This is a genomic window from Acinetobacter sp. YH16042 (genome assembly GCF_013417245.1).
GTDB classification, from domain to species: Bacteria; Pseudomonadota; Gammaproteobacteria; order Pseudomonadales; family Moraxellaceae; genus Acinetobacter; species Acinetobacter amyesii.
In genome coordinates, this window is the sequence record NZ_VPEJ01000048.1 from 1 (window position 1) to 5,578 (window position 5,578).

Genomic DNA, 5,578 nt, shown 5'->3' on the forward strand with positions numbered 1-5,578 from the left:
AAGTCGCCAGTCGTCTAACCGACGACTGGTAGCAGGCCCGCTCCGATGCGGCGCACTAACCATCGAAACCTCGTGAATGTCGGTATCCTGTCTGGCAGGATACCGCTCATTTCCCTTGTTCAGTTCATCGCCGTCGCCGAGCATCTGAATTTTCGGCATGCGGCCAAGGCACTTGGTATCAGCCAGGTGATCGTTGTCCGGTGTGCGCTCCTGATCGGCGTTCGGCGTCTCGCGGTCGCGGTAGCAGTGCTGCAACGCAGCCGCCACCGTGCCCATGCTGTTGAGCTTCTTCGCCCTCATGATCGCAAACGCCATCCGTCCCCCGGCGCAACTGTCACGCCCCCGGCGTAACTGTCACGCCCCCCCGGCGTAACTGTCACGAACCCCCGGCGTAACTGTCACGCCCCTAAACCTGCAAACCCAGGAAGGGGGGGAGCTGGTGGGGTGTTGGAAAAATCCATCCATGATTATCCAAGAATAATCCACTAGGCGCGGTTAACAGCGCCCTAGTGGGGCACTGTTTGCCCTTGCTTAAAATGCCGGCCAGAGGCCGGATAACTTCTCTATCCGCTGCGCTAGGCTACACACCGGCCCCACCCGCTGCGCGGCAGGGGGAAAGGCGGGCAAAGCCCGCTAAACCCCATACCAAATCCCGCGGGAATACGCTGGAGCGATTTTAGCCGCTTTAGCGGCCTTTTCCCTACCCGAAGGGTGGGGGCGGTGTGCAGCCCCGAAGGGGCCATTCAGGGGCCATTCTGACCGCTTTGCGCTTGGCTATCCTTGCGGCTCCGGCTGACCATGCTCCTGTGGCTGCTGTTTCTGCTTGGGTGGAAGTCCGAACAGTGCCCGATCATGGTCGCGCTCTAGGTAGCTGTCCAACCCATCGAGCAGGCGCTGTTCTGGCCACTCGCCGTTTTCAACTTTGCCGAGTATCCATGCACCTACCAGCACTTTGCGCCGGGTGTTTTCCTTGCGCTTTTGCTGCTGCTCCCGTGCTCTGATCCGTTGGATCTCGGCGTTGATTCGTGCCCGTTGTTCTTCCAGCTTGGCGAGCCGTTCCGCTGTTTTTGCCATTTTGATAATCCTCTTGGTTATGTGCTTGTCATTATGCTATCATCGGAGCACAGACACCGCAAACCCCGACCGTCATTTTACGGGAGGGCGCACTTACCGGTTTCTCTTCAAGAAACTGCCCTGGGGGCACCCCTTCGGGGCTGTGCGCTCTCCGAGGGCCATTGCATGGAGCTAAACCCCTATGGCCATCTATCACCTTACGGCCAAGACCGGCAGCCGGAACGGCGGCCAATCGGCCAAGGCGAAAGCCGATTACATCCAGCGGGAGGGCCGTTACTCCCGCGACCGTGAAGAGGTGCTGCACACCCAGTCCGGCCACCTGCCCGAGTGGGCCGAGCGTCCCGCCGACTACTGGGACGGTGCCGACCTGTACGAGCGGGCCAACGGTCGCTTATTCAAAGAGATTGAGTTTGCCCTGCCGGTCGAACTGACCCTAGATCAGCAGCGGGAGCTGGTGGACGAATTCGCCCGGCATCTGACTGAGGGCGAGCGCCTGCCGTATACGCTGGCCATCCATGCCGGTAACGGTGAGAACCCCCATTGCCACTTGATGATCTCCGAGCGGAAGAACGACGGTATCGAGCGCCCGGCTGACCAGTGGTTTAAGCGGTACAACGGCAAACAGCCAGAGCGGGGCGGGGCGCAGAAGTCCGAGAGCCTGAAGCCCAAGGCATGGCTTGAGCAGACCCGCGAGGCATGGAGCCACTACGCCAACCGCGCCCTTGAACAGGCCGGGCACGAGGCCCGCATTGACCATCGCACCCTTGAGGCGCAGGGCATTGAGCGCTTGCCGGGCATCCATCTTGGCCCTAACGTGGTGGAGATGGAGAGCCGGGGCATCCGCACCGAGAGGGCCGATATCGCCCTAGCCATCGACACGGCCAACGGCCAGATCATCGACTTACAAGAATACCGGGAGGTTATCGAGCATGAGCGCGATAGACAGAGTGAGGAAATCCAGAGGGATCAACGAGTTAGCGGCAGAGATAGAGCCGCTGGCCCAGAGCATGGCGACACTGGCGGACGAAGCCCGGCAGCGGATCGCCGAGGTACAGCAGGCCAGCGAGGAGCAGGCCGCGAGCTGGACGAGCCAGCAACAGCAAGCCATGAGCGCATGGCGGCAGGCAGCAAAGGACATGAGGGCAGCCGCAGGGGAACTGGCCAAGGCCGGCCAGACGGCCCGGAGCGCCGCCCGTGGCTGGACATGGAGGTTGTGGGCCGGGGTCTTGATCGCTTCCGTGATGCCTATTCTGGCGCTGCTGATCGCATCATGGCTTTGGCTGGAGCCGCAAATCATCGAGCAACAGGGGAGCATATGGCTGATTTTCAAGCTCAAGTGAAAGGTGACCGCACCGCGCAAGCCATCGCCCGGCAGCTCAAGGCCATGGGCTGCGACCGGTACGACATCGGCATACGGGATGCCGCCAGCGGCAAGATGATGAACCGGGAATGGACACCGCAGGAAGTGCAGCAGAACGCCGCCTGGCTCAAGCGCATGAATGCCCAGGGCAACGATATTTACATTCGCCCCGCCGAGCAGGCCCGGCATGGTCTGGTGCTAGTTGACGACCTCAGCAGCGACGATCTGGACGCCATGAAGCAGGAGGGCCGGGAGCCTGCCGCCATCATCGAGACCAGCCTCAAGAATTATCAGGCATGGGTGAAGGTGGCTCAGGATGCCCCAGCAGATCATAGGGGCGTAATCGCCCGGAAGCTGGCCCGGGAGTATGACGCCGACCCGGCAAGCGCCGACAGCCGTCACTATGGCCGTCTGGCAGGCTTTACCAACCGCAAGGACAAGTACACCAGCCGCACCGGCTATCAGCCGTGGGTGCTGTGCCGGGAGTCCAGCGGCAAGAGTGCCACCGCAGGGCCGGAGCTGATGCAGCAGGCCGGGCAGGTGTTGGACAGCATCGAGCGCCGACAGGAACGGACGGCACGACTGGCCGAGATCACCGCCCCGCAGAGTGTGCGTCGGTATCGCCGCAGCGTCGTGGACGACTACCGCAGCGAAATGGCCGGGCTGGTCAAGCGGTACGGTGATGACCTCAGCAAGTGCGACTTCATCGCGGCCATGAAGCTGGCCAGCAAGGGCCGGGAGCCGGACGAGATCAGCAAGGCCATGGCCGAGGCTAGCCCCGCTATCATGGAGCGCAAGGCGGGCCATGAGGCCGATTACATCAAGCGTACGGTGCAGAAGGTGATGGAGCTTCCGCAGGTGCAGGAGGCCCGCGCCGAGCTGGCGAAGCAGACCCAGAAGCAGCGCAGCAAGGGGCCAGATTTAAGCATGTAATGCTTGTTTTGATAAAACAAAACTGCTATATTGTCAAAACAATTTGACTTTATAGTAGGATTAAAAAATGGATATAGGAAAGGCAAAAGAGTATTTTGGGCTTGGATTGATTCAGGGTGCCGTGGTGAGATCGTCAAGTGTTCTGCATAACGGGTGGACTATCGAGCTGAGCGGCAACATTGGCAGCGCACAACCTACCTTACACACCGCCAGAGGTGATGTGCGGCAGTTCAAGACACTGGATGCGGCGGCCAAGGTCGTGCGAGAAATTGGGCTGCGAGAGTGGCGTGTTATCACTGACTAGGCGGCGCATGGCGGGGATGCCCCGCCAGCGCCTGACCATCAACCGCCTGCAAAGGAGGCAAACCAATGGCTACTCATAAGCCTATCGATATTCTGGCGAGCTTCACAGAGTTACCGCCGCCGATTGACTACGTACTGCCCAACATGGTGGCCGGTACCGTGGGGGCGCTGGTGTCCCCCGGTGGGGCCGGCAAGTCCATGCTGGTTCTACAGCTGGCCGCACAGATCGCAGGCGGCCCCGACCTGCTGGACGTGGGAGAGCTGCCCACCGGCCCGGTGATCTACTTGCCCGCCGAAGACCCGCCCACCGCTATACATCACCGCCTGCACGCATTGGGGGCGCACCTGACCGACGAGCAACGGCAAGTCGTGGCTGACGGTCTGCTAATCCAGCCGCTGATCGGCAGCCTGCCCAATATCATGGCCCCGGAGTGGTTCGACGGCCTCAAGCGCGCCGCCGAGGGCCGCCGCCTGATGGTGTTGGATACGCTGCGTCGGTTCCATATCGAGGAAGAGAACGCCAGTGGCCCCATGGCGCAGGTGATTGGCCGCATGGAGGCCATCGCCGCCGATACCGGGTGTTCTATCGTGTTCCTGCACCATGCCAGCAAGGGCGCGGCCATGATGGGCGCAGGCGACCAGCAGCAGGCCAGCCGGGGATCGTCCGTGCTGGTGGATAACATCCGCTGGCAGTCCTACCTGTCCGGCATGACGGCCGCCGAGGCCGAGGAATGGGGCGTGGACGACTCACAGCGGCCCTATTTCGTCCGCTTTGGTGTCAGCAAGGCCAACTATGGGGTGCCGTTCAAAGACCGCTGGTTCAGGCGGCATGACGGCGGGGTGCTCAAACCCGCCGTGCTGGAAAAGCAGCGCAAAAGCAAGGGGGTGCGCCGTGGTGAAGCCTAAGAACAAGTACAGTCTCAGCCACGTCCGGCACGACCCGGCGCACTGTCTGGCTCCCGGCCTGTTCCGTGCCCTCAAGCGGGGCGAGCGCAAGCGCAGCAAGCTGGACGTGACGTATGACTACGGCGACGGCAAGCGGATCGAGTTCAAGGGGCCGGAGCCGCTGGGTGCTGATGATCTGCGCATCCTGCAAGGGCTGGTGGCAATGGCTGGGCCTAATGGCCTAGTGCTTAGCCCAGAACCCAAGACCGAAGGCGGGCAGCAGCTCCGGTTGTTCTTGGAACCCAAGTGGGAGGCCGTTACCGCTGATGCCATGGTGGTTAAGGGCAGCTATCGGGCGCTGGCCCGTGAAATCGGGTATGCAGAGGATGGCGGCAGCCAGTTCAAGGCAATCCGGGAGTGCATTGAGCGCCTGTGGACAGTCTCCATCATCGCCCAAAATGGCCGCAAGCGGCAGGGGTTCCGGCTGCTTGCCGAGTACGCCAGCGACGAGGCAGGCGGGCGTCTGTACGTGGCCCTGAACCCCTTAATTGCTCAGGCCGTCATGGGTGGTGGCCAGCATGTGCGCATCAGCATGGACGAGGTGCGAGCGCTGGACAGCGAAGCGGCCCGCCTGCTGCATCAGCGCCTGTGTGGCTGGATCGACCCCGGCAAGACCGGCAAGGCGGCCATAGATACCCTGTGCGGCTATGTCTGGCCGTCAGAGGCCAGTGGTTCGACCATGCGCAAGCGCCGCCAGCGGGTGCGCGAGGCGTTGCCGGAGCTGGTTGCGCTGGGCTGGACGGTAACCGAGTTCGCGGCGGGCAAGTACGACATCACCCGGCCCAAGGCGGCAGGCTGACCCCCTGTTTAACAGTCACGCCCCTCCCCCTCCGCACTGTCAGATTGCTACCAGCTCAAGACGCCGTACCGGGACGGCACCACGCACGTCATTTTCGAACCATTGGATTTCATTGCAAGGCTGGCCGCCCTGGTACCGAAGCCCCGAGTCAACCTAACCCGCTT

The 5,578-nt window shown here is 62.2% G+C and carries 6 protein-coding genes and 3 pseudogenes; 7 read left to right on the forward strand and 2 right to left on the reverse strand.

Going from position 1 to position 5,578, the window contains the following annotated elements; genetic code table 11:
• Window positions 1-315 (reverse strand): annotated as a pseudogene (locus FTV37_RS18240) (plasmid recombination protein); the annotation flags it as partial.
• A 459-nt stretch (window positions 316-774) separates the two neighbouring features.
• On the reverse strand, window positions 775-1,074 hold the full coding sequence (locus FTV37_RS16225) for a hypothetical protein (RefSeq protein ID WP_010904468.1): 300 nt from the start codon (window positions 1,072-1,074) through the stop codon (window positions 775-777).
• A gap of 181 nt (window positions 1,075-1,255) precedes the next feature.
• Here FTV37_RS16225 and FTV37_RS18005 point away from each other — a divergent pair.
• The 7 genes and pseudogenes from FTV37_RS18005 to FTV37_RS16250 form a co-directional block, all read left to right on the forward strand.
• A pseudogene (locus FTV37_RS18005) lies at window positions 1,256-1,897 on the forward strand (MobA/MobL family protein); the annotation flags it as partial.
• A 106-nt stretch (window positions 1,898-2,003) separates the two neighbouring features.
• The gene (locus FTV37_RS18010; RefSeq protein WP_010895877.1) at window positions 2,004-2,414 is read left to right on the forward strand and encodes an IncQ-type mobilization protein MobB; all 411 of its coding nucleotides are present in this window, start codon (window positions 2,004-2,006) and stop codon (window positions 2,412-2,414) included.
• Window positions 2,390-3,367, forward strand: a complete 978-nt coding sequence (locus tag FTV37_RS18015) for a DNA-primase RepB domain-containing protein (RefSeq protein WP_373682963.1) — start codon at window positions 2,390-2,392, stop codon at window positions 3,365-3,367. The genes FTV37_RS18010 and FTV37_RS18015 overlap by 25 nt, the downstream gene beginning before the upstream one ends.
• Window positions 3,368-3,434: 67 nt before the next feature.
• Window positions 3,435-3,671, forward strand: coding sequence for a hypothetical protein (locus FTV37_RS16235; protein WP_010895879.1), 237 nt, complete (start codon window positions 3,435-3,437; stop codon window positions 3,669-3,671).
• Between the two features lie 65 nt (window positions 3,672-3,736).
• Window positions 3,737-4,576, forward strand: a complete 840-nt coding sequence (locus FTV37_RS16240) for a helicase RepA family protein (RefSeq protein WP_172688719.1) — start codon at window positions 3,737-3,739, stop codon at window positions 4,574-4,576.
• A complete protein-coding gene (gene repC, locus FTV37_RS16245) occupies window positions 4,563-5,414 on the forward strand; it encodes a replication protein C, IncQ-type (RefSeq protein ID WP_010895881.1) in 852 nt (283 codons plus the stop codon). The genes FTV37_RS16240 and repC overlap by 14 nt, the downstream gene beginning before the upstream one ends.
• 48 nt (window positions 5,415-5,462) lie before the next feature.
• Window positions 5,463-5,578, forward strand: a pseudogene (locus FTV37_RS16250) (transposase); the annotation flags it as partial.

Bases quoted from the DNA above. Each gene is read 5' to 3' on its own strand.
- FTV37_RS16235 (WP_010895879.1), top strand. From the start codon at position 3,435: ATGGATATAGGAAAGGCAAAAGAGTATTTTGGGCTTGGATTGATTCAG.
- FTV37_RS16225 (WP_010904468.1), bottom strand. From the start codon at position 1,074: ATGGCAAAAACAGCGGAACGGCTCGCCAAGCTGGAAGAACAACGGGCA.
- FTV37_RS16240 (WP_172688719.1), top strand. From the start codon at position 3,737: ATGGCTACTCATAAGCCTATCGATATTCTGGCGAGCTTCACAGAGTTA.
- FTV37_RS18015 (WP_373682963.1), top strand. From the start codon at position 2,390: ATGGCTGATTTTCAAGCTCAAGTGAAAGGTGACCGCACCGCGCAAGCC.
- FTV37_RS18010 (WP_010895877.1), top strand. From the start codon at position 2,004: ATGAGCGCGATAGACAGAGTGAGGAAATCCAGAGGGATCAACGAGTTA.